This is a genomic window from Collinsella aerofaciens ATCC 25986, assembly GCF_964239575.1.
GTDB lineage: Bacteria > Actinomycetota > Coriobacteriia > Coriobacteriales > Coriobacteriaceae > Collinsella > Collinsella aerofaciens_BQ.
On the sequence record NZ_CAXSQQ010000005.1, the window covers coordinates 32,055 to 58,688 of the forward strand.

The 26,634-nt window shown below is 62.1% G+C and carries 20 protein-coding genes; 16 read left to right on the plus strand and 4 right to left on the minus strand.

Annotated features, from left to right (window positions below):
- Positions 1-93: 93 nt before the first annotated feature.
- A complete protein-coding gene (locus tag ACESUZ_RS04245; RefSeq protein ID WP_006235280.1) occupies positions 94-531 on the plus strand; it encodes an arginine repressor in 438 nt (145 codons plus the stop codon).
- A 189-nt stretch (positions 532-720) separates the two neighbouring features.
- On the opposite strand, the gene ACESUZ_RS04250 is transcribed toward ACESUZ_RS04245, so the two are convergent.
- Positions 721-2,913 (minus strand): transglycosylase domain-containing protein, encoded by a 2,193-nt coding sequence (locus tag ACESUZ_RS04250; protein WP_373198656.1) that lies wholly within the window; start codon positions 2,911-2,913, stop codon positions 721-723.
- A 162-nt stretch (positions 2,914-3,075) separates the two neighbouring features.
- Here ACESUZ_RS04250 and ACESUZ_RS04255 point away from each other — a divergent pair, with 162 nt between their 5' ends.
- From ACESUZ_RS04255 to ACESUZ_RS04270, 4 genes are all read left to right on the plus strand, one after another.
- Complete coding sequence (locus ACESUZ_RS04255) at positions 3,076-5,034, plus strand: U32 family peptidase (protein WP_373198658.1); 1,959 nt, start codon at positions 3,076-3,078, stop codon at positions 5,032-5,034.
- A gap of 97 nt (positions 5,035-5,131) precedes the next feature.
- Positions 5,132-6,343, plus strand: coding sequence for a tyrosine--tRNA ligase (gene tyrS, locus ACESUZ_RS04260; RefSeq protein WP_117629202.1), 1,212 nt, complete (start codon positions 5,132-5,134; stop codon positions 6,341-6,343).
- Positions 6,344-6,617: 274 nt separating this feature from the next.
- On the plus strand, positions 6,618-8,438 hold the full coding sequence (locus ACESUZ_RS04265) for an adenine deaminase (protein WP_373198660.1): 1,821 nt from the start codon (positions 6,618-6,620) through the stop codon (positions 8,436-8,438).
- 204 nt (positions 8,439-8,642) lie between these two features.
- Positions 8,643-9,437: a Cof-type HAD-IIB family hydrolase gene (locus ACESUZ_RS04270; RefSeq protein ID WP_342996443.1), complete on the plus strand. Its 795-nt coding sequence runs from the start codon at positions 8,643-8,645 to the stop codon at positions 9,435-9,437.
- Positions 9,438-9,544: 107 nt separating this feature from the next.
- Here ACESUZ_RS04270 and ACESUZ_RS04275 read toward each other — a convergent pair whose 3' ends face one another.
- From ACESUZ_RS04275 to ACESUZ_RS04285, 3 genes are all read right to left on the minus strand, one after another.
- On the minus strand, positions 9,545-10,387 hold the full coding sequence (locus tag ACESUZ_RS04275) for a Cof-type HAD-IIB family hydrolase (protein ID WP_373198662.1): 843 nt from the start codon (positions 10,385-10,387) through the stop codon (positions 9,545-9,547).
- Positions 10,388-10,474: 87 nt separating this feature from the next.
- Positions 10,475-11,893, minus strand: coding sequence for a citrate synthase (locus ACESUZ_RS04280; RefSeq protein ID WP_373198664.1), 1,419 nt, complete (start codon positions 11,891-11,893; stop codon positions 10,475-10,477).
- Between the two features lie 77 nt (positions 11,894-11,970).
- Complete coding sequence (locus ACESUZ_RS04285) at positions 11,971-12,258, minus strand: ACT domain-containing protein (RefSeq protein WP_006235289.1); 288 nt, start codon at positions 12,256-12,258, stop codon at positions 11,971-11,973.
- Positions 12,259-12,564: 306 nt separating this feature from the next.
- Between ACESUZ_RS04285 and rpmE the strand changes: the two genes are divergently transcribed.
- The 11 genes from rpmE (at position 12,565) to ACESUZ_RS04340 (ending at position 26,634) form a co-directional block, all read left to right on the plus strand.
- The gene (gene rpmE / locus ACESUZ_RS04290; RefSeq protein WP_373198666.1) at positions 12,565-12,990 is read left to right on the plus strand and encodes a 50S ribosomal protein L31; all 426 of its coding nucleotides are present in this window, start codon (positions 12,565-12,567) and stop codon (positions 12,988-12,990) included.
- Positions 12,991-13,336: 346 nt separating this feature from the next.
- On the plus strand, positions 13,337-16,144 hold the full coding sequence (gene secA, locus ACESUZ_RS04295) for a preprotein translocase subunit SecA (protein ID WP_373198668.1): 2,808 nt from the start codon (positions 13,337-13,339) through the stop codon (positions 16,142-16,144).
- Entirely contained in the window at positions 16,144-17,292 is a 1,149-nt protein-coding gene (gene prfB / locus ACESUZ_RS04300) for a peptide chain release factor 2 (protein ID WP_195521201.1), read from the plus strand. Before secA ends, prfB begins: the two co-directional genes overlap by 1 nt.
- Before the next feature lie 165 nt (positions 17,293-17,457).
- A complete protein-coding gene (locus ACESUZ_RS04305; protein ID WP_195247200.1) occupies positions 17,458-18,348 on the plus strand; it encodes a YitT family protein in 891 nt (296 codons plus the stop codon).
- Between the two features lie 207 nt (positions 18,349-18,555).
- Complete coding sequence (locus ACESUZ_RS04310; protein ID WP_006235308.1) at positions 18,556-19,386, plus strand: transketolase; 831 nt, start codon at positions 18,556-18,558, stop codon at positions 19,384-19,386.
- Between the two features lies 1 nt (position 19,387).
- Positions 19,388-20,329: a transketolase family protein gene (locus tag ACESUZ_RS04315; protein ID WP_373198670.1), complete on the plus strand. Its 942-nt coding sequence runs from the start codon at positions 19,388-19,390 to the stop codon at positions 20,327-20,329.
- Positions 20,330-20,778: 449 nt separating this feature from the next.
- On the plus strand, positions 20,779-21,999 hold the full coding sequence (gene ftsE / locus ACESUZ_RS04320; protein ID WP_022094244.1) for a cell division ATP-binding protein FtsE: 1,221 nt from the start codon (positions 20,779-20,781) through the stop codon (positions 21,997-21,999).
- Positions 21,986-22,906, plus strand: coding sequence for a permease-like cell division protein FtsX (ftsX, locus tag ACESUZ_RS04325; RefSeq protein WP_138340404.1), 921 nt, complete (start codon positions 21,986-21,988; stop codon positions 22,904-22,906). The genes ftsE and ftsX overlap by 14 nt, the downstream gene beginning before the upstream one ends.
- Positions 22,907-23,029: 123 nt before the next feature.
- Complete coding sequence (locus ACESUZ_RS04330) at positions 23,030-25,165, plus strand: ribonuclease R family protein (protein ID WP_373198671.1); 2,136 nt, start codon at positions 23,030-23,032, stop codon at positions 25,163-25,165.
- 177 nt (positions 25,166-25,342) lie between these two features.
- Complete coding sequence (locus ACESUZ_RS04335; protein ID WP_443985222.1) at positions 25,343-25,810, plus strand: recombinase family protein; 468 nt, start codon at positions 25,343-25,345, stop codon at positions 25,808-25,810.
- Positions 25,811-26,052: 242 nt separating this feature from the next.
- Positions 26,053-26,634, plus strand: coding sequence for a VanZ family protein (locus ACESUZ_RS04340; RefSeq protein ID WP_373198673.1), 582 nt, complete (start codon positions 26,053-26,055; stop codon positions 26,632-26,634).

Sequence of the window (26,634 nt, forward strand, 5' to 3'; positions counted from 1 at the left end):
AAATGCGTTCTTATACACAAAAGCCTTCAAATAGCGTTAAACTATTCAATCACTGATTGATTGTCTCCGCCATCTTTTGGAGAGAGGGTTTGTATGGCTAAAAAACGCAATGGGCGCCAGGATGCCATTAGAGATATTGTGCGCAATAAGGACGTCCGTACGCAGCGCGTGCTGGTCGATGAGCTCCGCGCTATGGGCTTTGATTGCACGCAGGCGACTGTCTCTCGCGATATTGCCGATATGGGGCTGCGTAAGCTCCCTGAGGGCATCTATGTTCTGGCAGAGGACCTGCACCTGCAGCGTATGGTTTCCGAGCTCGTAACGGGCGTTCTGCGCACCGATAATCTGGTCATGATCAAGGCTCAGCCTGGCACGGCTTCCGGCATCGCCGCCGCCGTTGATGCGGCAGAGCTGCCCGATGTGCTTGGCTCGCTTGCCGGCAACGATACGATTTTGGTTATTGCCCAGACGGCCGAGGACGGCGAGCGTCTTGAGGCGCTGATCAATAAGCTGAGCAATTCTCGCAAGTAGGCGTGCGGGTCGTGCGCTCGGCACTGTGCGCGCTGACATAGTGGCTTGTAAGGGGTATCGACGTTGGTCGGTACCCCCTTTTTTGTCTGCCGGTATAAAGACCGCCCATCAGGTCGCTTTAAACTAAAAAGGCCCCCGAGCAGTTCAATAAGCTGCTCGGGGGCCTTGTTGCTTATGGCCGGATGATTTCTAGCCGACCGTATCGTCAGGCGTGGGCGAGGGGTCGGGAGTGGGCGTGGGCGTAGGCGTGCCGCCATCGCCGCCGGTCGAACCACCAGTGGATCCGCCCGTCGAGCCACCTGTGGTACCGGTGCCGCCGGTGGTGTCGCCGCCCGTGATCTCGGTGGTCGTGGTCGTCGTGGTAGTCGTCGTGGTGGTTTCCTCTTCGTCCTCGTTCTCGTCCTTGTCGTCGTTCTCCGTCTTCTTGGTGTTGTTGGTGCCGTAGAACTTCCAGACGCTGTTGTTCTTGTAGGTGGGAGCCGTTCCGGTCGCAAACTCCTCGCGCTCGGTACCGGTCAGAACGGTGTTCATAAACCGCTTAAAGACGGGCAGGTTGGTGCTGTCGCCCAGCAGGTCCGTGCCGTATTTTTGGATGGGGATCTCGCCCGCGGAATAGCCGGTCCACAGGGCGCACGCCAGCTGCGGGGTATAGCCGCAGAACCACAGGTTGGTGGTGTTGTCGGTGGTGCCCGTCTTGCCGGCATAGGGCTGGTTGACGCTCAGGGCACCGGCAGCACCCGTACCGCCGCCCTGCATGACGCCGGACAGAACATCGGTGACCGCGGCGGCCTCGCCCTCGGTAAGCACCTGTGAGGGATTGTCGGTGTGCTGGTACAGCACCGAGCCGGTGCGAGAGTCAATCTCGGTGATGGCGATCGGCTGGCGATAGTAGCCGCCGTTGGCAAACGTCGCGTAGGCGGCGGCCATCTCGAGCGGCGAGATCGAGCCGGTGCCGAGCGTCATGACGGGAACGTCCTCGATGTTGTCCTTGGCGGGATCGATGCCGAGCTTTTTGACGAGCGAGATGATCTTGCTGTTGCCGACGGCTTCCGCCACCTGGATGTAGCCGGTGTTGGAGGAGTATGCCGTCGCCTGCTTGAGCGAGATGTTGCCATAGCTATGGTTGGCGTAGTTTTGGACCTCGGTCGTGGTGCCCTTGGCCTTGAGCGGCGAGTTGCAGTTGAGGGTGACGTTGGGGTTCATGCCGTTTTGGATGGCAGTTGCCAGCGTAAAGGCCTTAAAGGTGGAGCCGACGGGACGCTTGGCCGTGGCATGGTTTACGTGGTTCTCGTCGGCGTTGTAGTCGTAGCCACCCACCATGCACTTGATGTAGCCGGTCTTGGGGTCGACGACGACCATGCCCATGTCCAGGCCGTCGAGCGAGAGCGTGTCGAGCTGCTCGCGGACGGCATTCTCTGCCACCTGCTGCATCGTGGGGTCGATGGTGGTCTTGACGGTCAGACCGCCCTTAAAGAGCACGTCGGTCGAGAACTCCTGCTCCAGCAGCTGCTTAACATAGGCGACAAAGTAGGGCTGCGAGTATACGTCGACGCCGCTACCCGAAATCTCGGTCACGTTGAGGGTGATGGGCTCGGCCTGTGCGGCATCGTGTTCCTCCTGCGTGATGTGGCCCAGGCGCAACATGTTGTCGAGGACCTTGTTGCGACGGGACAGCGCCAGGTCGGGGTTGACCGTGGGGTCGTACTGCGAGGGCGAGTTGGGAAGGCCGATGAGCAGCGCGGCCTCGCTCAGGGTGAGGTCGGCGGCGCTCTTGGACAGGTAGGTCTCGGCTGCGGCCTCGATGCCGTAGGCGCCGTGGCCGTAATAGATGGTGTTGAGGTACATCATGAGGATCTCGTCTTTGGAGTACATGTCCTCCATCTTGACGGCGATGTAGGCCTCGCGCACCTTACGCTCGATGGTCGAGTCGAACTGCTCCTCCTGCAGGATGGTGTTGCGCACCAGCTGCTGCGTGATAGTCGAGGCGCCTTCGTGCCCGCCGCCGAGGGTTGCCACCGCAGCACGCGCGATACCCCACAGGTCGATACCGCCGTGCTCGTAGAAGCGCTCGTCCTCGACGTCAACGGTGCCCTGCAGCACGTAGGGGGAGACCTCGTCCTTGGTGATGGACTTGCGGTTTTGCGTGTAGAAGCTCGCGATCTTGTTGCCGTTGCAGTCGACGATCTCGGTGGGCTCGCTCACCAGATACGCGTTGGCGTCGGTGTAGTCGGGCAGATCGGACAGCCAGCGGTTGACGTTGCCGACCATGCCGATGCCAAACGCCACGCCCGCAATCAGAAGAAAGCCCAAAAACGAGAGCAGGATTATGGGCAGAGCATGCGTCTTTGAACGGCTGCGTCCCTGTCGTTGGCGAGGACCCATATATTGACCTCCAGGTATGTCGTGCCGGACGGCGGATGTGCCGTCGGGGCAGGATGGACATAAGTTATTACACGATAAACCAAACGGGGCGCGCGAGGCCTCGTGTATGCTGGAAGACGGCATTTTTCAGAGTGAATGCATACCTTGGTAAGGAGTTTGTCGATGGCGATTCGGGCGATGGGGCCGAGCGGACAACACAAGACTGGATTGGATGCTGCCGGTGCGGCGCTGCCCGAGCTGCTGGCGCCGGCGGGCGGGCTCGACCAGATGTTTGCGGCCATCGCCGCGGGCGCCGATGCCATCTATGCGGGGTTGGGCGGCTTTAACGCCCGCGTGAGCGCGCATGGTTTTACGGATGACGAGTTTGCGCGCGGCTGCGCCGTGGCGCATGCCCATGGCGTGCGTGTGTACGTGACGCTCAACGTGTTCGTGTTTGACGATGAGTTGTCCGACGCGGTGGCGTTGGGAGCTCATGCACTGGAGCTGGGCGCCGATGCTCTGATTGTCGCCGATGCCGGGCTGGCCTGCGCGCTGCGCGCGGCGATTCCCGGGGTCGAGATTCACCTGTCCACGCAGGCGGGCGTTCATAGCGAAGGCGCCGTGCGACTTGCCGCCGATGAGCTGGGGGTCGAGCGCGTGACGACGGCACGCGAGCTGACGGTCGACGAGATTGCGGCGCTATGTGCCACGGGCGTGCCCATCGAGGTATTCTGCCACGGTGCGATTTGCATCGGCTATTCGGGGGCGTGCGAGTTCTCGGCCCTGCGGCGTGGGCGCTCGGCGATGCGCGGCGACTGCACGCAGCCGTGCCGTCTGGCGTACGACCTGGTGGACGAGGCGGGGCAGAGCGTTGTCGCCGTCGAGGGAGATCGCCTGCTGTGCCCGCGCGACTATCTGGGTATTGCACATCTGCCCGAGCTTGTAGATGCCGGCGTGGCGTCGCTCAAGATCGAGGGGCGCATGAAGAACCCCGATTACGTATTCAACGTGGTGCGGGTGTGGCGCCGGGCACTCGATATGCTGTACGACGGCGCGTGGGACCCCGGTGCCGTGGAAGAGCTTGAACGCGAGCTGGGCCGGTCGTTCAACCGTGGGTTTACCGACGCGTATCTGCGGGGGCGTTCGGGCGCCGAGCTTATGAGCTTTGAGCGTGCGATTAACCAGGGCGTGCGCGTGGGGCGCTTGGTCGCTGTGGGCCACGAAGAGGTGACCGTTGAGCTCGACGCCGCCGTGGCGGCGGGTGACACGCTCGAGATCCGGTTCTATCCGGGTGCCGACGCGCGTCCCGATGTGCCCAAGCGCTGGCCGCAGGTGCCCTGTCCGGTGGATGCCGCAGCGGGGGAGCGCGTCGTCGTGCATTGCAAGCGTAAGGTTGACACGGGCTGCGAGGTGTACCTGATTCGCAGCGCCGGCGTGTTGGATCAGACGGCGGCGGTGTTGGAGCGCATGCAGGCCGAGGCGGATGCGATTGCGCCCGTTGCGCGTGCCGTTGAGGTGCTGCCCTTGGATAGCGTTGCGGTGGATAGCGGTGCGTCGACGGAGTTGGTGGAGTGCGCGGTTCCCGCTCGCATGGTTTTTGCTTGGCAGCTGATGGATGCCGACCCGCGCGGAGAACTTGATTTGTCCGACGCCGTTGTGGTGCTTGACGAGGTGTGCCGCACGGGTGATGCTGACCGGACCCGCTCACTGATGCAGCGTGCCGGGCGCGTCGTCTGCCGTAACCTGGGACAGGTGGTGATCGCTCGCGAGCTGGGCGTGACGTTTGACGTGGCGGCACCGGTGTTCTGCGCGAATCGGGCCACGCTTACCTGGCTGCGCGGACTCGGTGCGGGGCGGGTGTACTTGTCGGCCGAGTTGCTCGGCAATGATGCGGAACGTGTTGCCGAACTGGCTGCTGAACCCGGCGTCTGGGGTCCGGTCGACGCCGATCGTCCCGAGCTTATGGTGTGCGAGCACTGCCTGCTGACCGCCGAGAGCGTCTGCGCTACCGATGCGACGGGACAGGTCCGTTGCCGTGACTGCTCGCGCCGTCAGCAGGCGCGCTTTTTGGTCGAACGTGACGGCACGCGTTTGCCGGTCGTTATCGACGCGTGCGGCAGGACGAGGATTTTCCTGTCGTAGGTGCCGCGTCGCGCTGTTTTGGTTATTATTAGTGGGTTTATGAACTTCCAGCACCGCCGTTTTCGGCGAGGGTGCTATAGCAAAAGGAGGATACCCAATGCTGTCTGTTGACGAGCAAATGCGTATCATCACCTCGGGTGCAGCGCAGATCGTCCCCGAGGCCGACCTTCGCAAGAAGCTTGAGAAGGGCGAGCCCCTCAACATCAAGCTCGGCGTCGATCCCACCAGCCCCGACCTGCACCTGGGCCATGCCGTGCCCCTGCGCAAGATGCGTCAGTTCCAGGACCTGGGCCACAACGTCACCCTCATCATCGGCAACGGCACCGCGCTGATCGGCGACCCCTCGGGCAAGAACTCCACGCGTCCGCAGCTTTCGCAGGAGCAGATCGAGGCCAACGCCGAGACCTACGTGAGCCAGGCCATGAAGATTCTGGACCCCGAGAAGACCACCATCGTGCACAACGGCGACTGGATCCTTTCGATGGACCTGGCCGGCCTGCTGCAGGTGTGCTCCAAGTTCACCGTCGCCCGCATCCTTGAGCGCGACGACTTTACCAAGCGCTACCAGTCCCAGACGCCGATTGCCCTGCACGAGTTTCTGTACCCCGTGATGCAGGCCTTCGACTCCGTTCAGATCAAGGCCGACGTGGAGATGGGCGGCACCGACCAGCTCTTCAACCTGCTCGCCGGCCGCGAGCTCATGGAGAAGATGGGCATGGAGCCGCAGATCGCGCTCACCATGCCGCTGCTCGAGGGCACCGACGGCGTGCGCAAGATGTCCAAGTCCTATGGCAACTACATCGGCCTGACCGACGCTCCCAAGGATATGTTCGGCAAGACCATGTCCATCCCCGACGAGATGATCGGCAAGTACTATCGTCTGGCCAGCTCGCTCGCCCCGGCCGAGGTCGACAAGATCGACGCCGCCCTGGCCGACGGTTCTGCCGACCCCTACGAGCTCAAGCGCGCTCTGGGCCGCGACCTGTGCGACACCTACCACGGCGCCGGCGCCGGCGACGAGGCCCAGGCCGAGTTCGACCGTGTGTTCAAGGAGGGCCAGCTTGCCGACTTCCCCGAGAAGCACGTTGAGCTGACCGTCAACGACGAGGGCCAGATTTACCTCGCCGGCCTGCTCAAGGACCTGGGCCTTTCGGCCAGCGCCGGTCAGGCCCGCCGCGACATCGACGGCGGCGGCGTCAAGATCAACGGCAAGGCTGTGGCTCCCAAGAGCTACAACATCGACCCGAGCGCCCTCAAGCTGGGCGACACCCTCTCCGTGGGCAAGCGCAAGGGCTTTAAGTTGGTCTAACGAGCGAGTTGACCTCACAAGTGCAATAAGGCCGCAGCCGGGAATCCCGACTGCGGCCTTTTTTGGCACTTGGGGACGTTCCTTTTGTGCCGGCACTTTGGGACACTCCTTGTCATTGGTGCAAAGCAACCTCTCCTCATTGCACCAAGTGGCGTGTGCCGTTAAGCGGAGAGGCGTATTGTTGACCCATCGTTTGGGCATACAATGGCTATTGGCTTGCTGCGGTGAAGGTCTGTCCGCTCCGCAGCTGTTTTCTACGGTTAAAGGAGTATGTATGTCCGTTGAGGTCATGAGGTCTGTGATCGACGCTGCCGAGGGCCGCGTGCCCGTCGACACGCTGTTTACCAATGCGCAGATCGTCGACGTGTATGGCCAGCGTGTGGCGCCCGGTAGCGTTGCCGTCAAGGACGGTGTGATCGTCGGCGTGCTCTACGATGGTCGCGACGATGCTGCTGGCACCTACGAGGCAACTGAGGTCGTCGACTGCCAGGGTCGCTATCTCGCCCCCGGTTTTATTGATGGGCATCTGCATATCGAGTCTTCGAACATCCGTCCCGCCGAGTATGCTCGCATGGCCGCGACGCGCGGTACCACCACCGCCATTGCCGACAGCCACGAGATCGCCAATGTTGCCGGTCTCGACGGCCTGCGCTTTATGATCGAGGACGGTCGTCGTACGCCCATCTCCATCAAGTACATGATGCCTTCGTGCGTGCCCGCACTGCCCGATGAGCAGGCCGGTGCCGTCATCACCGCTGCCGATATGCAGGCGTTTTTTGCCGAGCATCCGGGCGATGTCTTTGGCCTGGGCGAGATGATGAACCTGCCGGGCGTCTTTATGGCCGACCCCGAGACCTGTGCCCGCATCGATGCTGCCAACCAGACGCCGTCCAAGCAGGTTGACGGCCATGCGCCGCTCGTTGCCGGTAAGGACCTCAACGCCTATGCCGCAGCGGGCATCATCGCCGACCATGAGTCGACGATTCCCGAGGAGGCGCTCGACAAGCTGTCCCGCGGCATGTATGTGATGCTGCGTGAGGGCACGTGCAGTCACGACCTGGCCAACCTGTCCCCGATGCTGCTGGAGAACCCCGCGCGCGCCCGCCGCTGCTGCTTTGCGACCGACGACTGCGCTCCTTCCGACGCGCTTTCGACCGGTATGATCGACAACGCCTGCCGCGTGGCCATCGAGGCCGGCATCGACCCGGTGGTCGCTATCTCCATGGCTTCGCTTTCTACCGCCGAGGCGTTTGACCTGGATCATGGCTGCCGAAATCCGCACGAGCTCCGCGGTGCGATTGCCCCGGGTAAGCGCGCCGACCTGCTGGTGCTCAACGACCTGACGTTTGCCGCGGCTCCGCATCGCGTGTATGCCGCCGGTGCGCTCGTGGCGCAGGACGGCGCCTTTGTGGGCGAGGTCGCGCCCGAGACTGCCGAGGTTGCCTCTCTTGCCGACGAGCTGCGCGCCTCCGTTAAGCTGCCGAAGCTTTCGCTCGATGTGTTCGACTATGCCTTTAAGCCGGGCGAGGCCGTTATCGATGTCATCCCGGGTATGGCTATCACGGGTATGGCCCGCCCCGAGAGCGCCGAGGGCCTGCGCCGCATTATGCTGATTGAGCGCCATGGCCGCGGCGTGTCGCTGCAGGCCGAGGGCGCCGACGGCGACGGCCCCGCTGGCCTGGGCCTGATCGGCAAGCATATCGGTCGCGGCTGGGTGCGCGGTTTCACCATCACCGGCGGCGCCATTGCCTCCACGATCGGCCACGACTCGCACAACGTGTGCGTGGTGGGCGACAATGCCGCCGATATGATGGCTGCCGTTGATGCCGTGGGCCAGGGCGGCCACGTGCTGGTGCGCAACGGCGAGGTCGTGGCGCGCATTCCGCTGGCGCTTGGTGGCCTGATGAGCGAGGGCACGGCCGAGGATGTCGCCGCGCAGCACGACGACTTTATGGTCAAGGCGCGCGCCATGGGCATCGAGCCGCCGCTCGATCCCATCATGGGCATCATCTTCCTGCCCCTGCCGGTCATCCCGACGCTCCGCATCCGCCCCGAGGGCATGTTCGACGTCACCACCTTCACCTACGCCGACTAGTCATTGGACGTTCTTAAACGACTAGTCGTTGGGGACACTCTTTGGCGTGTCGCCTGACGCTGCGACCGTGGGACCTCTGGCGCGCGTGAGCTATGTGCTAGGTCCATGTAACGTTTATGACTGCGGGGTCTTATTTGAGCTCCCTTTGGGTACGTTGGAATCGGATACGCGTTCGATTCCAACAAGCCCGAAGGGAGCTTTTCTATGTTTAAACTGATTGCATCCGATATGGACGGCACACTGCTTGACGAAAACGGCCAGGTGCCTCCCGAGACCTACGAACTGATTCTGGCGCTACACGAGCATGGCGTGCATTTCGCCGCATCGTCAGGCCGTCGCTACGATCGCCTGTGCGAGTTCTTTGCACCTGTTCGCGACAAGATGGACTTTGTCGCCGCTAATGGCGCCCAGGTCTATGCCGACGGCAAGATGGTGGACCGCGAGGTGTATTCGCACCTGGCGATTCGAAGGCTCGCCCAAGCCGTCAGGACGTTTCCCAATCTGCATCTTGCGCTCTTTGACCGAACCAAGTCCTTCCTGCTCGATGACGAGTGCAAGTTCGTGCGTGAGGTCGATAAGGACCTTCCCAATGCCGAGCGCATTTGGGAGCTGCCCGATCCCAGCGTAAATATCATCAAAGCGAGCATCTTTTGCGATGACGGTGCCGTTATGGACAGTGCGTACGTGCTACAGCGCGAACTCGGTCAGCTCTTTACTTTTGCGCCTTCGGGCAACGCGTGGATCGATGCCATGCAGCCTGGTGTGTCGAAGGCCTCGGGTATCGCGCAGCTCGCGGAGCATTACGGCATTGGACGCGATGAGGTTATGGCGTTTGGCGACTCGATGAACGACTACGAGATCATTCGTTTTGTCGGCACGGGCTGCGCGATGGAAAACGCGCGCCCCGCGCTCAAGGCGGTGGCCGATCGCGTCGTAGGCTGCAACCGCGACCACGCCGTTCAGCATGAGCTCCGTCGCGTGCTGGAGAGTCTCTCCTAATCCGGCAGATGGGGATGTTCCTTTTCTGCCGACAGTGGGGGACAGTCCTTGCAGCTTTTTGCGAAGAGTGTCCCCAATGACTAGTCGTTTAAGAACGTCCCCAACGACTAGGCGAGGGCGGCCATGATGGTGCGGGCGACGCCGTCGTGGTCGTTGTCGTATTCGGTGATAGCGTCGGCGGCCTCGCGGTCCTCGGGCTCGGCGTTGATCATGGCCATGCCGTGGCCCGCTGCCTGCAGCATGGGGATGTCGTTGATGTTGTCGCCGAAGGCCCAGGCGTCGGCGAGACGCTCGCCCAGGTGCTCGCATAGCCACGTGAGGGCCGTTCCCTTGGTGGCGCCCTCGCCCATGACCTCGATATTCATGGCGTACGAACGCGTGACCTCAATGCCTCCGAGTGTGTCGAGCTCCGCCGTGATGGCGTCGCGATCGGCCGGGTCGTGCCAGTACATGGCGATGCGTTCGAGTGTCTCGACCTCGTCGATCTTGCTGTCGATATCCATGTCGATCGGTGTTCGCGTACGCTTGAGCGAAGCCGCGATGTGGGGGTCGCCGCCGCAGAATTCGTCAAGGCGCGTGTAGAGCGAGCGGGGGAGGAAGCACTGGCCGTCCGCGAAGATATCGAAGGTGACATCATGGCCGGCGGCAATGCCATGGGCGCGGTGGGCGATGGCGCGGTCGAGCGGTCGGCTCAAAATGCGTGTGGCGCGCGAGGCGTCGGTGGGCACATCGTCGTCGAGCTGCCAGACGCTGGCACCGTTGGCACAGACCGCGTAGTGTACGGCGGGGTGGGCGAGGATGGACTCAAAGATGCCCGACAGCGGGCGCCCCGTGCAGGGCACAAACTCAATACCGCGGCGCGCAAGCTCGTCGAGCATCGCCCAGGTGACATCGCTCATCTGCTTATCACTCGTCAGCAGCGTTCCATCCATATCGGAAAACACAATCATTCGATGCAGCCCTTTCTACTGGCATAAAAAGCGTGGCCGAGGGCGGTGATGCCCTGGCCACGCTCGGGTTCTATAACGGTCCGCGTCCTAGCGATCGGCGAGCGGCTTGTACTCCAGCGGCTCGATAACCGGGCGATACGCGGGACGGATGATGCGGTGCGCGCAGAAGAGCTCTTCCATGCGGTGCGCCGACCAGCCTGCCATGCGGGCGACGGCGAACAGCGGCGTAAAGAGCGTCTCGGGTACGCCGAGCATCTTGTAGATAAAGCCCGTGTATAGGTCGATGTTGGCGCAGATAGGCTTGGTCATGCCGTGATCGCGCATCACCTGCGGGGCCAGACGCTCGATGCGCTCGATGAGCGCGAACTCCTCGCCCAGGTCCTTCTTGGCGGCAAGCGTGCGCGCGTAACGGCGGCACACCTCGGCGCGCGGGTCGCTCAGCGTGTAGACGGCGTGGCCCATACCGTAGATGAGGCCCGTGCCGTCGAAGGCCTGCTTGTCGAGGATCTTGCCCAGGTAGGCTGCGACCTCGTCCTCGTCCTCCCAATTGGAAACATGCGCACGGATGTCCTCGTGCATGGACACGACCTTGGCGTTGGCGCCGCCGTGGCGCGGGCCCTTGAGCGAGCCGATGGCCGCGGCGTAGGCGGAATACGGGTCGGTGGCCGAGGAGGACAGCACACGGCAGGCGAACGTGGAGTTGTTGCCGCCGCCGTGCTCGGCATGCAGCATGAGCATCACGTCGAGCAGCATCGCCTCATCGCGGGTGAATGCCATGCCGCCGCGCAACACCTGCAGGATGGTCTCGGCGGTGGAGAGGCCGGGTGTGGGGTGCGGTACATGAACCTCGGAGCCGCGGCGCTTGGCGACCGAGGCCATATGCGCGAAGGCGGCGATACGGGGGAGACGGGCGAGCATGGAGATGGCGACGTCGATTTCGTGCTCGGGTGTAATGGCGTCGGGCTCGGCGTCGAAGGCGTAGAGCAGCAGCACGGCGCGCTGAAGCACATTCATGATGCTCGACGACACCGTGGTCATGGGGAACTCGCGGACGTACTCGTCGCTCAGGTGCCTAAAAGCGCCCAGACGTTCGCAAAAACCGTCAAGCTCTTCCTTGGTGGGCAGAGAGCCCGTGATGAGCAGGTAGGCGACTTCCTCGTAGCCGTAGCGATTCTCGGCCTGGGCATTGTTGACCAGATCCTCGATGCTGTAGCCGCGCAGCGTGAGCTTGCCCTGGTCGGGCACGACTTTGCCGTCGACCTTGTTGTAGCCGTGCACGTCCGAGATGCGGGTAAGGCCCGCGACCACGCCCGAGCCGTCGGCATTGCGCAGGCCGCGCTTGACGTTGTGCTCTACGAACAGGCCCTCGTCGTATGGGGCGGTCGGCAGGCCGTGGTAGAGGTTTTCGCTTTCGGGCGAAATCTGACGGCTCGCCTCGTAATCCAGAACCAGGCGGCTCAGGTGGTCGTCGAAGCGATAGTAGATTTTCTTGGCGTCGTAGGCCATGCGCGCTCCTCTCCGGGCCGCATCGGGGTGACTTGCATGGGCATGCGCGCGTCAGGCTATCCCCAGCGGCTTGCTCGCTACAGGCGGTACATAAAGTTAAAGACGTCCTCGCGCTGGATGGACACGTTGACGCCCGAAAGCTCGCCGGCCTCGGCCAGCGCCTTCTGCAGCTCGGCGAAGTCGAGCTTGGACTCGGCGGTGTCGGCCAGCATGGTCATGGTGAAGATGTCCTCGATAATGGACTGCGTGATGTCGCGGATGTCGACGTTGGCCTCGCCCAGGACACGGGTGACGCCGGCGACGATGCCGGGGCGGTTCTTGCCAAGGACGGTGATGACGATACGGGAGGACGAGATCTCGGCCATGGGAAACCCTTTCGCGTGATTGCGGCGCGCGCGGGGCGCTCCGCTACGGTACAGTGTTCATCATTGTACCTGTCTGGCGCCAAAAGGGGTGTGCTTACTGCGGCGTTACACGTCTGCAACATGGGTGAAGGCTCGTCGGGGTGCGTGCTCGCTGCGGTTGGCCACGCCGCCCTGCACAAAGACCGTGAACCTTTTGTGGGACGCGCGACGCCGTGGTACCATAGCCAAGTTTGTTGTCTTGGTCGGAAACCAAGACGCCTTATGCGCTGATCGGTAACCAGCGCCTGACCAATAAGGAGTCCTACCATGAAGCAGGGTATCCATCCCCAGTATGTCGAGTGCACGGTGACGTGCTCCTGCGGCAACACCTTCAAGACGCACGCTACCGTGTCTGAGATGAAGGTCGAGCTTTGCAACGAGTGCCACCCGTTCTACACCGGCCAGCAGAAGTTCGTCGACACCGGTGGACGCGTCCAGCGCTTCGCCGACAAGTTCGGTGGCGCCGCTGCCGCCCAGCTCAAGAAGGCTGAGGAGGCCAAGGCTGCCAAGGCTGCCAAGGCTGCTGAGGCCGAGGCCGCTCGCAAGGCCGCCGCTGAGGCTAAGGCTGCCGAGAAGGCCAAGCGTGCCGCTAAGTTTGCCGAGGAGGCTGCCAAGCAGGCCGCCGAGGCTCCCGCAGGGGCTCCCGTCGAGGAGGCCGCTGCCGAGGCCGAGACCACCGAGGCTGCTGAGTAAATAGCTCGCCGAGGAATCGCTCGCATTCATGGCAAAAGGGCCGTGCATCCGTTTGGGTGCGCGGCCCTTTTCTTTTTATTGGTGCAGGCTAACCCGTTCCCATTGCACCAGATTGGCGCGAAGGGGACGGGTTGGTTTGCACCAAATGGCAGAGTGACGGCGTTTTCCCAGATAAAACCTGCCAAAATAAACCAGTCCCTTTTTGGCAGGTCGGTCGGGTCGTAGTTATTACGTGGCGGTCGAGGTCGACCGTATAGGCCGCGCCTTGTTTGGCTAAAGTACAATCATCTGTGTTTAACTCGCCCGCAGCTGCACGGCGTGGGCGATGGCCAAAAAGGAAAACCACATGGGATTCATGTCAAAGCTGCTGTCCTTTGGATCCGATAAGGACCTTAAGCGCTACTACAAGATCGTCGACCAGATCAACGGTCTTGAGCCCCAGTTTGAGAAGATGACCGAGGAGGAACTCCGCGCCCAGACCGATAAGTTCCGCGAGCGTTACGCCAACGGCGAGTCGCTCGACGACATGCTTCCCGAGGCCTTTGCCACCGTGCGCGAGGCTTCCAAGCGCATCACGGGCATGCGCCACTTTGACGTACAGCTCATCGGCGCCATGGCGCTTCATGAGGGTCATATTGCCGAGATGAAGACCGGCGAGGGCAAGACGCTCGTCTCCACCTTGGCCGGCTACCTCAACGCTATCGCCGGCAAGGGCGTGCATGTCGTTACCGTCAACGATTACCTGGCAAAGCGCGACTCCGAGTGGATGGGCCGCATCTACAAGTACCTGGGCATGACCGTCGGTCTGCTCCAGAACAACATGCCGCTCGAGCTCAAGCGCCCGGCCTACCAGGCAGACGTCACCTATGGCACCAACTCCGAGTTCGGTTTCGACTACCTGCGCGACAACATGGTCACCCGTCCCGAGCAGCGCGTGCAGCGCGGTCACAACTACGCCATCGTCGACGAGGTCGACTCCATCCTGATCGATGAGGCCAGGACGCCGCTCATTATCTCGGGCGCCGGCACTAAGTCCGCCAGCACCTACAAGGACTTCGCGCGCGCCGTGCGCGGCCTGGAGCGCGGCGAGGACGTGTCGCACGACATGCTCACCGCCACCGAGGACGTTGAACCCACGGGCGACTACGTCATGGACGAGGCCAAGCACACCATCGCCGCCACCGAGCGCGGTCTTAAGAAGATCGAGCGCCGCCTGGGTATCGATGACATCTATGCCGATCTCTCCGGCCAGCTGGTCAACCACCTGCAGCAGGCGCTGAAGGCCCAGTACATGTTCCACCGTGATAAGCAGTACGTGGTCACCAACGGCGAGGTCAAGATCGTCGACGAGTTCACCGGCCGCATTATGGAAGGCCGCCGTTACTCCGAGGGCCTGCACCAGGCCATTGAGGCCAAAGAGGGCGTGCTCGTACGCGAGGAGAACCAGACCCTGGCCACCATCACCCTGCAGAACTACTTCCGTCTGTATGACAAGCTCTCCGGCATGACCGGCACGGCACTTACCGAGGATGCCGAGTTCCGCGAGATCTACAAGCTGCCCGTCGAGGTCATCCCCTCCAACAAGCCCGTGCAGCGCGTGGACCACGAGGACCTGGTGTACCGCACCATTCAGGCCAAGTACAACGCCGTTGCCGACGACGTCGAGCGTCGTCACGCCAAGGGGCAACCGGTCCTGGTGGGCACCGTCTCCATCGAGAGCTCCGAGAAGCTGTCCGCCGCCCTTACCAAGCGCGGCATCGCGCACGAGGTCCTCAACGCCAAGCATCACGAGCGCGAGGCTCATATCGTTGCCCAGGCCGGACGCTACGGCGCCGTGACCATCGCTACTAACATGGCCGGTCGTGGTACCGACATCCTGCTGGGCGGCAACCCCGACGAGCTGGTGCGCGAGCGCTTGGAGTACGAGGGCCTGACCATGGAGGACGTGACGCCCGAGCAGCTCGAGCAGTTTAACGCCGAGGCCAAGGAGACCTGCAAGGCCGAGCGCGAGCGCGTGCTTGCCGCCGGCGGCCTGACCGTTATCGGAACCGAGCGCCACGAGTCCCGTCGTATCGACAACCAGCTGCGCGGCCGCTCCGGTCGTCAGGGCGATCCGGGCGAGACCCAGTTCTACCTGTCGCTCGAGGACGACCTCATGCGCCTGTTCGGCGGCGACAAGATGGACCGCGTCTCCAAGATGATGGTCACGGCCGACATGGGCGACGACATGCCCATCCAGCACAAGATCATCTCCAAGGCCGTCGAGAGCGCCCAGCACAAGGTCGAGAGCATCAACTTCTCCATGCGTAAGAGCGTCCTTGAGTACGACGACGTCATGAACAAGCAGCGCCAGGTCATCTACGCCGAGCGCAATAAGATTCTGGACGGCAAGGACCTGACCGACCACATCACCGAGGTCATGCACGACACCGTGTACCGCTGCGTGCAGGAGTTCTGCACCAAGGACAGTCACGATGGCGAGCGCGACCTGGAGGGCCTGCGCAAGTGGGTTGTGGAGCTCACCGGCCACATCGATACGCCGAAGTTCCCCGACGAGGATTATGAGGCCCTGGCTGCCGATGTCCTGGCTTACGTAGAGAAGTGCTACAACATGAAGGCCGAGCGCTTGGGCGAGGACCTGATGCGCGAGCTCAACACCCAGGTCATGCTGCGCGTCATCGATACCCGCTGGATGAACTACCTGCAGGAGATGGACTACCTCAAGACCGGCATCGGCCTGCGCGGCTTTGGCCAGCGCGACCCGCTGGTTGAGTACAAGACCGAGGCCTACGGCGCGTTCCAGATACTCGTCGATACCATGTATGAGGATTACCTGCGCACGGTTCTGCGCATCGAGATCAAGGCTGCCCCGCGTGCCGTGGAGCACAAGGAGGAGCCCGCGCTCGAGGGTGCGCACTTCTCCGGTCCTGCCGAGGTCGATGGTGACAACGGCGGCTCGGTGCTGCGCAAGCAGGCGCAGGTGCAGGCCCGCATGGCTGTCCAGGGTGGTCCGGCTGCCGTCAACAACGGTGGCAAGGTGACCACCTATCGCAAGTCCGAGAGCGACGATCCGTACGTCAACGTGGGCCGCAACGACCCGTGCCCCTGCGGTAGCGGCAAGAAGTTTAAGTACTGCCACGGCAGGAATCGTTAATGGCTGAGGCTTTAGAGGTAACGCCCGCCGAGCTGGACGCGTTTGCGGACCGGCTCGGTGAGGTCGAGTCGTATCTCCACCTGGACGAGAAGCGTACCCGCGTGTTCGAGCTCGAGGCCAAAAGTGTTGCCCCTGGCTTTTGGGATGACGCCGACGCCGCCCGTGCCACCATGGAGGAGATCGCGCGCACCAAGGAAGATATCGCTGCCGTGGACACCGCGCGCGGCGAGCTTTCCGATGCCCGCGCCGCGCTGGAGCTTGCCGAGGAGATGGGGGATGACCCCGACGCCGCCGCCCTTCGCGAGGAGGCTGCAGCCACGGCTGAGCGCCTGGCCCGTGCCATCGATGAGCTTGAGCTTTCGAGCTGGTTTACCGGTGAGTTCGATCACGGCGATGCCATTGTGACCATCAAGCCCGGACAGGGTGGTCTGGAGGCCCAGGACTGGACCTTCATGCTCTTTAAGATGTACATGAAGTACTGCCAGCGTCGCGGCTGGAAGGTCACCATCAACGACTGTCCCGCGGCCGAGGTCATCGGCATCGACCGTGCGACCTTTACCGTCGAGGGCAAGGACGCATTTGGCATGCTGCGCGCCGAGGCCGGCGTCCACCGCTTGGTTCGCATTAGCCCCACCGACGACAAGAAGCGCCGCCAGACCACGTTTGCCGGCGTCGAGGTCATCCCCGTGCTACCCGATGATATCGACATCGAGATCAGTCCCGATGACATCCGCGTGGACGTGTACCACGCGAGCGGCCCGGGCGGTCAGGGCGTCAACACCACCGACTCCGCCGTGCGCGTGACGCATTTTCCCAGCGGCATTGTGGTCACCTGCCAAAACGAGCGCAGCCAGATTCAGAACAAGGCCGCGTGCATGCAGATCCTCAAGGCTCGCCTGTACGAGATTGAGCTCGAGAAGCGCGCCGAGGCGCTCGATGAGATCCGCGGACCCAAGACCACGATTGGTTTTGGCAACCAGATTCGCAGCTACGTGCTCTACCCGTACCAGATGGTCAAGGACTTACGCACGGGCGTGGAGACCAGCAATGTCGAGGCCGTCCTTGACGATGGCGACCTGGACCCGTTTGTGATCGGCTACCATCGCTGGGCTACCGGCAACGCCGATGCAGAAGGCTCGGAGGTCTAAAACATCGGGTGGCTTCAAGCCGATGCCAAGCCCAACGGTTGGACGGGTTTGTATCCAGAATAAACCCTGCGCAGGGGTGATTTTTGTCCGGCGAATCGGTAGAATCGAATACAAGAAGAAGTTCAAAGCGCATCCGTTTGGGTGCGCTTTTTTGAGGGAGGCAGCATGGCATATCGTCTGGACATCAAGCGCATTCTTTCGATGAACTTCTTTCACGACCTGCCCCAGATCATGTTGGGGTGTGCCTTGGCCGCCATCGCGACCGACTTGTTTTTGATTCCCAACGGTCTTGCCGCCGGTGGCGTTACGGGCCTTGCCACCATTATCCAGGCGGTCGGCGCGGCGCGCGGCCTATCGCTTCCCGTCGGTATCCAGACGATCGTGATGAACGCCTTGCTGTTGTTGGTCGTTATGCGCGAGGGCGGCATGTTCTACGTGGTGCAGACCGCGACGGGCTTTGTGCTGCTGGGCTTCTTTACCGATCTGTTCGCCCCGTTTGTAGCACCTCTGGCGGATGCGGACCTGATGCTCCCTGCCATGTGGGGCGGCATTATTACGGGCATCGGTTACGGCATGGTGTTGCGCGCCGGCGCCAACACCGGCGGCTCGGACACGATTGGCCAAATCATCTCGCGTAACACCTCGCTGCCGGTGGGCTCGACCGTCATGGCGATCGATGTTGCCGTATGCGCGCTATCGGCTCCGGTCTTTTCAATCGAAAACGCACTGTATGCAGGCCTTTCGATGGTCATTAGCGGCTACGTGATCGATGCCGTGGTCGATGGTGGCAACAAACGCCGTATGGTACTCATCATCTCGGACAAGTTCCCTGATATCGCTGCCGATATCATGTATGGCCTGGGTCGTGGTTGTACCAAGTTTAAGGCGACTGGCATGTATTCGGGTGCCGAGAAGCCAGTGATTATGGTCATCGTGAGCCGTCGAGAGCTCAATACCCTCAAGACGATCGTGCGCGAGCGCGATCCTCATGCCATCGTGACGGTCGCTGACGTTACGGAAGCCTTCGGCGAGGGATTCAAGGACATTAGCGCGTAGGGTCGATCGCGTTCCATCCAAAAGACGTTCACATTGATAAACCGTTTCATCAGCGGTTCTGCCTGCTCAATTGTTCAAATAATGATAAAAACTCTGGTAAAGCCATCAGTTTCCAGCATAATGAATGACGTACGTGCATTGCGGCTGTGTTGGGATTACCTTCGGTGCCGTGCGCATTTTGTCTAATGAGGATGAAAGGAAGGCACAATGAGCGACGAAGAGCTCAAAAAGGTTGCCAACGAGGTAAGGAAGGGCATCGTCACCGGCGTGCACGCTGCCAAGTCCGGCCATCCGGGCGGTTCGCTCGGCGCTGCCGACATCATGACCTATCTGTACTTTGAGGAAATGAACGTCGACCCGGCCGATCCCCGCAAGGCCGATCGTGACCGTTTTGTGCTCTCCAAGGGCCATTGCGCTCCGGGCCTGTACGCCGTGCTCGCCGAGCGTGGGTTCTTCCCCAAGGAGGATCTCGAGACGCTGCGCCATATCGGCAGCCACCTGCAGGGTCATCCCAACATGAACGACACCCCGGGCGTCGACATGTCCACCGGATCGCTCGGCCAGGGTATCTCCGCCGCCGTGGGTATGGCCGTTGCCGCCAAGCACTGGGGCGATACTTACCGCACGTACGCCCTGCTGGGCGATGGCGAGAGCGAGGAGGGCCAGGTCTGGGAGGCCGCCATGTTTGCCGGCAACCAGCAGCTCGATAACCTCTGCGTGATCGTCGACCACAACGGCCTGCAGATCGACGGCCCCGTCGAGGAGGTCAACGACCCCATGCCGCTCGCCGACAAGTTCCGCGCCTTCAAGTTCCATGTGGTGGAGCTTGCCGACGGCAACGACTTCGATCAGATCCGCGCCGCCTTTGCCGAGGCCCGCGCTACCAAGGGTCAGCCGACCGCCATTATCGCCGAGACCATGAAGGGCAAGGGCGTCTCCTTTATGGAGAATCAGGTGGGTTGGCACGGTAAGGCCCCCAACGATGAACAGTTTGAGCAGGCCATGGCAGAGCTCACGGCCGCCGGAGAGGAGCTCTAGGATGGCAGACGTCAAGAAAATCGCCACGCGCGTAAGCTACGGCGAGGCCCTCGTCGAGCTCGCCAACGAGCACGATGACTTTGTGGTCCTCGACGCCGACCTGGCCGCCGCCACGCAGACCGGTAAGTTTAAGGCCGCCTGCCCCGATCGCTTCTTCGATGTGGGCATTGCCGAGAGCAACCTGATGGGTGTTGCCGCCGGTATCGCAACCACCGGTCGCGTCGCCTTTGCGAGCACCTTTGCCATGTTCGCCGCCGGTCGCGCCTTTGAGCAGGTCCGTAACTCCATCGGCTACCCGCACCTCAACGTTAAGATCGGCGCCACGCACGCCGGCATCTCGGTGGGCGAGGACGGCGCTACTCACCAGTGCTGCGAGGATATCGCCCTTATGCGCGTCATCCCCGGCATGACTGTTATCGTTCCTGCCGACGATGTGGAGGCCCGCGCCGTGACGCGCGCCGCCTACGAGTGCGACGGTCCGGTGTACATGCGCTTTGCCCGTCTGGCCTCGCCGGTTATCAACGACCCCGAGACCTACAAGTTCGAGTTGGGTAAGGGCATTGTCATGCGCGAGGGCGCCGACGTCACCATCATCGCCTGCGGCCTGATGGTCGGCGAGGCTCTCGAGGCCGCCGAGCAGCTCGCTGCCGAGGGTATCGACGCCGAGGTCATCAACATGCACACCATCAAGCCCATCGATGCCGACCTGATCGTCAAGAGCGCCACCAAGACCGGCCACGTCGTGACCGTCGAGGAGCACTCCGTAATCGGCGGCCTGGGCAGCGCCGTCGCCGACGTCCTGTGCGAGCAGTGCCCGACGCCGCTTAAGAAGATCGGCATCAATGACACCTTCGGCGAGTCCGGCCCGGGTGCCGAGCTCCTGCACAAGTACGGCCTGGACGCCGCCAACATCGTGGCGACCACCAAGGAGTTCTTGGCATAAGGCAAGACGAGGCAAAGCATCGCTTCGACAACCGCAAACAAGCCAGAACAGGGGCGTCCCCAAAGAGGGCGCCCCTGTTTTTTCGGCAACAAACAAATCAGGCCCGCACCAAGCAAGGGCTTCCTCCGGGAAGCGGGCTCATATCAGCAAAGTGCAACTCAGCCCTCCCAACTTTGTATATGCAGCACCCCAAGAAAAACGCAGCGACCCCTTAGTTACCGCAGGCTGGGCACAGGGTTACTTTCCAAATCTTTCCGCAGGACGGAGGAGCCCCCGCCGCACGTAGTGCGCAGCGGGGGCTCCGACATGTCCGAGGACGATTTGGAAAGTAACCCTGTGTCCGGCCGGAGGGACCCAAACACGGCCATGCTTCTTATGTGCAGCAAAGCTAATGCTGCTAAAATACAAAGCGCTCATGTAGTTTAAACGCACGACGATAAGGAGCACCAGTGGGTAACCACTTCCGTACCTCCGGTGCGGGCGATGATGCCCCCAAGACGCAGGCAGGCGTCCAGGGCAGTCGTTTCGCCACTCCGGATTCAGAGGGCCAGCCTGTTGCTCAGGCCCCCGCTCAGCCGGCAGATCAGGCACAGCCGGCATCCGATCCCTTTGCCTACAATCCAACCAGCGATGTCGCGCTTTCCGGCACGGCGGGTTTTGAGCCCGTTCAGGCCGTGACCGCTCGCGTGGAGCAGCCTCAGGCTGGTGCCGCCACGCCGCAGCCTACCATGGCCGGCATTCCCGACCCCTTGGCCCCTGCGACGCCGGCTCCTCAGCCTGCGCAGTCCGGTCTCTTTGCGGCTATTCCCGACCCCACGCAGCCTGCTGCCCCGGTGGTCGAGAGCGATCAGGCGGCCGAGGTCGCAAGCCTCGATAACGCGCTCAACAACCCCGATTTTACGTCGGTGTTTGCGCCCATCGATCCGCAGGCCAGCCGCAAGAAGATGGCCAAGCAGGCCGGTGTCGAGCCCGTTATCCTTATGGAGCATGTCACCAAGATCTATCCGGCACAGCCCAACAAGCCTGCACTCGACGACATCAACATCGAGATCTATCCGGGCGAGTTCGTCTTCCTGGTCGGTCACTCCGGCTCGGGTAAGACCACGCTGCTGTCGACGCTCAACCGCGACGTCAAGCCGACGAGCGGCCGCATCCTGGTTGCCGGTCAGGACCTCATGAAGATCAAGAACCGTAAGGTTCCGTTCCTGCGCCGCCAGATTGGCGCCGTGTTCCAGGACTTTAAGCTTCTGCCGCAAAAGACCGCCTACGAAAACGTGGCGTTTGCCCTGCAGTGCATCGGCAAGCCCAAGGGCGTCATTCGCAGCCAGGTGCCCGAGGTGCTGCGTCTGGTCGGTCTGGCCGATCAGATGGACTCGCTGCCCGACCAGCTTTCCGGTGGCGAGCAGCAGCGCGTTGCCGTCGCCCGTGCTATGGTCAACCGTCCGCCGCTGCTGATCTGCGACGAGCCCACGGGCAACCTCGACCCGGCGATCTCGCTGGGCATCATGAAGCTGCTCGAGCGTATTAACCGCACCGGCACCACCGTGATCGTCGCCACGCACGACCGCGAGATGGTCGATAGCATGCACCGTCGCGTGATCGCCCTCGAGGGCGGCCACGTTATTCGCGACCAGGAGAGGGGAGGTTACGGCAACTATGGCACCAACTAACGTGGGCTACTCCTTCAAAGAGGCAATCAGCCACTTCTTCCGTAACTGGACTACCTCGCTCGGCGCCGTCATCACGATCTTCCTTTCGCTGTTTATCATCGGCCTGTTCATTATGGGTTCCGCGATGCTGAACTCCGTGATCGGTACCGTCGAGGATCAGGTTGTCATTAATGCCTTTATTAGCGATGACGCCGATCAGGCAGACATCCAGGCCTTTGAGGCCGAGCTCAAGACGTGGAGCAACGTCAAGTCCGTGACCTATAAGGATAAGGACGACGCGCTGGCCGAGTACACGAGCAAGATGTCGGGTAACGCCGACGCCACCATGAGCGCGCTCGACGGCCAGAACCCGCTGCCCGCCTCGTTTGCGATTGAGATGGACGATCCGTCTCAGGTCGAGAGCACGGCCAAGAAGCTCAAGAAGGATGCCGATTTCCAGAAGATCGCGGATGACGGCGACGTCAACGCGAGCGTGCTGTACGGCCAGGAGGAAGTGAGCCGCCTGTTCCAGGTGACCAACTACATCCGCATCGCCGCCGTGGTGCTCGTTGGCCTTCTGACCTTTATCGCATTCATCTTCATCAACAACACGATTCGCCTGTCCATTACGGCGCGTCGTCGTGAGATTGCGATTATGCGTCTGGTCGGCGCCAGCAACGGCTTCATTCGTGGCCCGTTTATCACCGAGGGCGTACTGCAGGCCATTTTGGGCTCGCTGCTTTCCATCGGCGTTCTGGAGCTGCTGCGCAATCTGATGATTCCGCGTTTGCAGGAGAGCATCGGCTGGATGTCGTTTGCCCTGCCGATGCAGTACTACCTGGTGACCTATGCTGCGCTGATTCTGGTCGGCGTGATTATCGGCCTCTTTGGTTCTGCCATCGCCATGCGTCGCTACCTGCGCGTGTAGGCATGCCTGGAATTCATCCCTTCCAACGGGTCGTCTCTTATGGGGCGGCCCGTTTTTTGTCCCCTAGGGATCATTTGGGTAGACTCTTGGGATGTAAACGGCAATCGATAGCAAGGAGGCGCCATGGGGCGCAATAACAAGCATAAGCGTGGGGCTCGCAATAAGCGCGGGCCGGTGCGCAGCGAACGCCGTCCGAGCCTGACCGGGCGCGTGCAGCTCCATGAGCACAGTGCCTATGTCATAACCGAGAATGGCGACTACAAGGTCATGGGCCGCGGCAAGCGCGAGATCATGGACGGCGATACCGTTGCCGTGAGCATTAAGAACAGCCCGCATGGCGAGCGTCGCGCCGTGATCGAGGGCGTGGTTGAGCGCGCAGCTATAAGCGTGGTGGGCACGTACCAGACCGCCGGTCCGCTCGGTGTGATTGAGCCGCTCGATTCGCGCCTGAAGGCCGACTTCTTCATTTTGCCCGAGGACACCTCGGCGGTTCGTCTGGGTGTCCACCCGGGTGATGCTGTTGTCGCGCGCATTTTGACCTACCCGACGCGCCTGGAATCGGGCACTGTGACGATCGAACGCCGCATTGGCGGAGATGACGCGCCCGATTTGGGCGTTCAATATGTGATGGCGCGTTACGGCTATACCGATAGCTATCCCGAGGCTGCGCTAGACGAGGCCGAGGGGCTTTCGCTCGATGTGTCCGCGGCGCTTAAGGACCCGCTCCGCCGCGATCTGCGCGACCGCTTTGTCATCACGATCGACCCGGTCGACGCGCGCGACTTTGACGATGCCATTTCGCTGGAGCGCACGCCCGAGGGCGGCTATAAGCTGGGTGTGCATATCGCCGACGTTTCACACTATGTGGCTTGGGACGGGCATATCGATCTTGAGGCTCGCCATCGCACGACATCGGTGTATCTGGCCGATCGCGTGCTTCCCATGCTGCCCGAACGCCTGTCCTGTGACCTGTGCTCGCTTCGCCCTGACGAGGACCGTCTTGCGTTTACCGTCGATATCGAGCTCGATGAGCAGGGTCGCGTGCGGCATTACGATCCGTATCCCAGCGTGATTCGCTCGCGTGTGCGTATGGACTATGACGGCGCCGAGGCGCTGCTGGTGCGTGCCGGTGCGGTTGAGTATTCGGTGCTGGAGGGCGCGGCTGAGGATGTTGAGGCTGCTGAGGCCTTGCGCGAGGAAGCGCTTGAGCGCGGTCTCGCGTGCGAGGAGGCCGCCCGCGGCTACAACGTCGACCTCGGCGATTTCCTTGTCGCCGCTAACGAACTCGCCGAACTTCGCCGTCGTATTCGTCGCGCCCGCGGCTCAGTCGATTTTGACACGGCCGAGATTCGCGCTCTATTGGATGAGGACGGAGTGCCCGTGCAGATTGTGGCGCGTGAGCGTTCGTGTGCCACGTCGCTTATCGAGGAAGCCATGCTGCTCGCCAACGAGTGCGTTGCAGAGTGGCTGGCGGACCGTGATATCGAGGCCTGCTATCGCGTGCATGAGGATCCGAGCCCCGACAGCCTGCACGGTGCCGCCGTTGCGCTGGCGCAGCTAGGCATCATCGACGATCGCCGTGCTGCCGGTATTGCCCTGGGGAGTCCCGATGAACTGCAGGCTGCAGTTGATGCTGCCGCCGGTACGGCCAACGCACCGCTCGTCAACACGCTGCTTCTGCGCAGCATGCAGCGCGCGCTGTACAAGCCGCGCAACGAGGGCCACTTTGCGCTCGCCGCGCCGTGCTACTGCCACTTTACGAGTCCCATCCGTCGCTACCCCGATCTGGTGGTGCACCGCGTACTCAAGCTGCAGTTGGCCTATGAGCAGCTCGGCGGCAAGGACGCCTTGGTCCGTACGCCGCGGCTGATCGGCAAGGGGCGCGAGTCGCTGCCGCGCATTCTGCCGCAGATCTGCCGCGCATGCAGCGATGCCGAGCGCGCGGCAGATGCCGCCAGCCATGCGACGCAAAAGATCAAGATTGCCCAGTACTATGAGGACCGTCTAGGCGAGCGCTATGCCGGAACCGTCTCGTGGGTTAGCAGCATGGGCCTCTTTGTGCGCTTGGACCTGACGCAGGTCGAAGGCTTGGTTTCGATCAAGAGCCTGGGCAACGAGTGGTTCGAGTTCGACGAGGACGCGCTAACGCTCACGGGTGCCGACACGGGCACCCGTTACGAGCTGGGGCAGCGCGTGATCATCGAGGTCTCGCGCGTCAATACCACGCGTGGGCACTTGGACTTCAAGCTTATCCATTAGCCAAATCCCGACTGATGGTGGGGGAGCGGAGGGCGGCCTTTCGGGACCGCCCTCCGCATTTGAATCGTGGCTACCTTGCCGTCTGCTCGGCCGCCCGCTTACCTGCTATTTGAGAGGTAAAACCTACCAAAATAAACCTGTCCCTTTTTGGCAGGTTTACAAGAAAGCGGGGATGAGATGGCGACGGTGTACGGTTATGCGCGGGTGAGTTCGCGCGATCAGAACCTTAATCGGCAGCTGGATGCGCTGGGCGCCTATGGCGTGGGCTCGGCGAATATTTATGCCGACCATGCGAGCGGCAAGGACTTCGATCGACCGCGTTATCGCGAGCTGCTGCACGTCCTGGGAGACGGGGACGTACTGGTGGTGCTTTCTATCGACCGACTTGGCCGTAATTACTCCGAGATTCTTGAGGAATGGCGACGCATTACCAAGGAGCTCGGGGTTGCCATTGTGGTGTTGGACATGCCATTGCTTGACACGCGCGTCAGGGCCAGCGGCGCGCCGGATGTGACCAACACCCTGATTGCCGATATTGTGCTGCAACTGCTGAGCTACGTGGCGCAGGTGGAGCGCGAGAATATCCATCGGCGCCAGGCGGAGGGGATTGCAGCGGCGCGAGCGCGAGGGGTCCGTTTCGGTTGACCTCGCAAGCCGTGCCCTCCTCAGTTTGAGCTGGTGCGCGATAGCTATGAGGCAGGCGATATTACCCGCAGCCAGGCAGCAAAATGCCTGGGCGTGTGCGTGGGGACGTTCGATCGCTGGATGCGCGAGGCGGGGTAGGGGTTTGCGTCGCTTTGTCGCTTCCTGTTGCGATTCAAATTTTGATACGGTGACGATGCCATTTGGGGCTACACTCGCTGATATTCAAAAAAGGAGGTTGGCCCTTGGCGCGCGTAAAACAAATAATCGGATGGACCGCGATCGTTCTGTTCGCTGCAACGCTGGCGGGCATCTGGGTGCTGACGGAGCAAAATGCGGTGGAGACGTCGTTGCTGAGCGAGTCCACCGCGCGTGTGGTGGAGGGTCAGGCTACGGGCGTTCAGGCCGCCGATGCCACGGGTGAAGCCCAGACGGAGAACGGAATGACCGGGGGCACCGATTCGGCTGCCTCGAATGTCCGGTCTGGCCGACTTGCTTCCATTCGCATGTGGGTGGGCACAAACGTCCGTCGCGTTGCCCATACCGTAGAGTTTTTCTTCGTCGGATTGTTCGCCTCGGTGGTCGTGGTCTGCTTTTCCAGGCGTCCGTGGAGCGTATGCTCCCGTTGCGTGCCCGTATTGCTCTTTTGCGCCGCCTGCTCCGTTGGCGATCAGGTACATAAGATCTTTGTTCCCGGCAGGCATTTCGACGTTATCGATTTAGGATTCGATGCTGCGGGCTATGTCACCGCCATGCTGTTGGTATTGCTGGCAGCGGCGTTGGTGCGCCATGCGACTCGGCCGATCGGCGCCCATGCGAGGCGCTAG

Excerpts from the sequence above, each read along its gene's own strand:
- ACESUZ_RS04280 (WP_373198664.1), bottom strand. The coding sequence starts at position 11,893 with ATGGCCTACGACGCCAAGAAAATCTACTATCGCTTCGACGACCACCTG.
- tyrS (WP_117629202.1), top strand. The coding sequence starts at position 5,132 with ATGCTGTCTGTTGACGAGCAAATGCGTATCATCACCTCGGGTGCAGCG.
- ACESUZ_RS04330 (WP_373198671.1), top strand. The coding sequence starts at position 23,030 with ATGGGGCGCAATAACAAGCATAAGCGTGGGGCTCGCAATAAGCGCGGG.
- rpmE (WP_373198666.1), top strand. The coding sequence starts at position 12,565 with ATGAAGCAGGGTATCCATCCCCAGTATGTCGAGTGCACGGTGACGTGC.
- ACESUZ_RS04335 (WP_443985222.1), top strand. The coding sequence starts at position 25,343 with ATGGCGACGGTGTACGGTTATGCGCGGGTGAGTTCGCGCGATCAGAAC.
- ACESUZ_RS04250 (WP_373198656.1), bottom strand. The coding sequence starts at position 2,913 with ATGGGTCCTCGCCAACGACAGGGACGCAGCCGTTCAAAGACGCATGCT.
- ACESUZ_RS04285 (WP_006235289.1), bottom strand. The coding sequence starts at position 12,258 with ATGGCCGAGATCTCGTCCTCCCGTATCGTCATCACCGTCCTTGGCAAG.
- ACESUZ_RS04305 (WP_195247200.1), top strand. The coding sequence starts at position 17,458 with ATGGCATATCGTCTGGACATCAAGCGCATTCTTTCGATGAACTTCTTT.
- ACESUZ_RS04265 (WP_373198660.1), top strand. The coding sequence starts at position 6,618 with ATGTCCGTTGAGGTCATGAGGTCTGTGATCGACGCTGCCGAGGGCCGC.
- ACESUZ_RS04275 (WP_373198662.1), bottom strand. The coding sequence starts at position 10,387 with ATGATTGTGTTTTCCGATATGGATGGAACGCTGCTGACGAGTGATAAG.
- ACESUZ_RS04270 (WP_342996443.1), top strand. The coding sequence starts at position 8,643 with ATGTTTAAACTGATTGCATCCGATATGGACGGCACACTGCTTGACGAA.
- ACESUZ_RS04245 (WP_006235280.1), top strand. The coding sequence starts at position 94 with ATGGCTAAAAAACGCAATGGGCGCCAGGATGCCATTAGAGATATTGTG.
- ftsX (WP_138340404.1), top strand. The coding sequence starts at position 21,986 with ATGGCACCAACTAACGTGGGCTACTCCTTCAAAGAGGCAATCAGCCAC.
- secA (WP_373198668.1), top strand. The coding sequence starts at position 13,337 with ATGGGATTCATGTCAAAGCTGCTGTCCTTTGGATCCGATAAGGACCTT.
- ACESUZ_RS04315 (WP_373198670.1), top strand. The coding sequence starts at position 19,388 with ATGGCAGACGTCAAGAAAATCGCCACGCGCGTAAGCTACGGCGAGGCC.
- ACESUZ_RS04310 (WP_006235308.1), top strand. The coding sequence starts at position 18,556 with ATGAGCGACGAAGAGCTCAAAAAGGTTGCCAACGAGGTAAGGAAGGGC.
- prfB (WP_195521201.1), top strand. The coding sequence starts at position 16,144 with ATGGCTGAGGCTTTAGAGGTAACGCCCGCCGAGCTGGACGCGTTTGCG.
- ACESUZ_RS04255 (WP_373198658.1), top strand. The coding sequence starts at position 3,076 with ATGGCGATTCGGGCGATGGGGCCGAGCGGACAACACAAGACTGGATTG.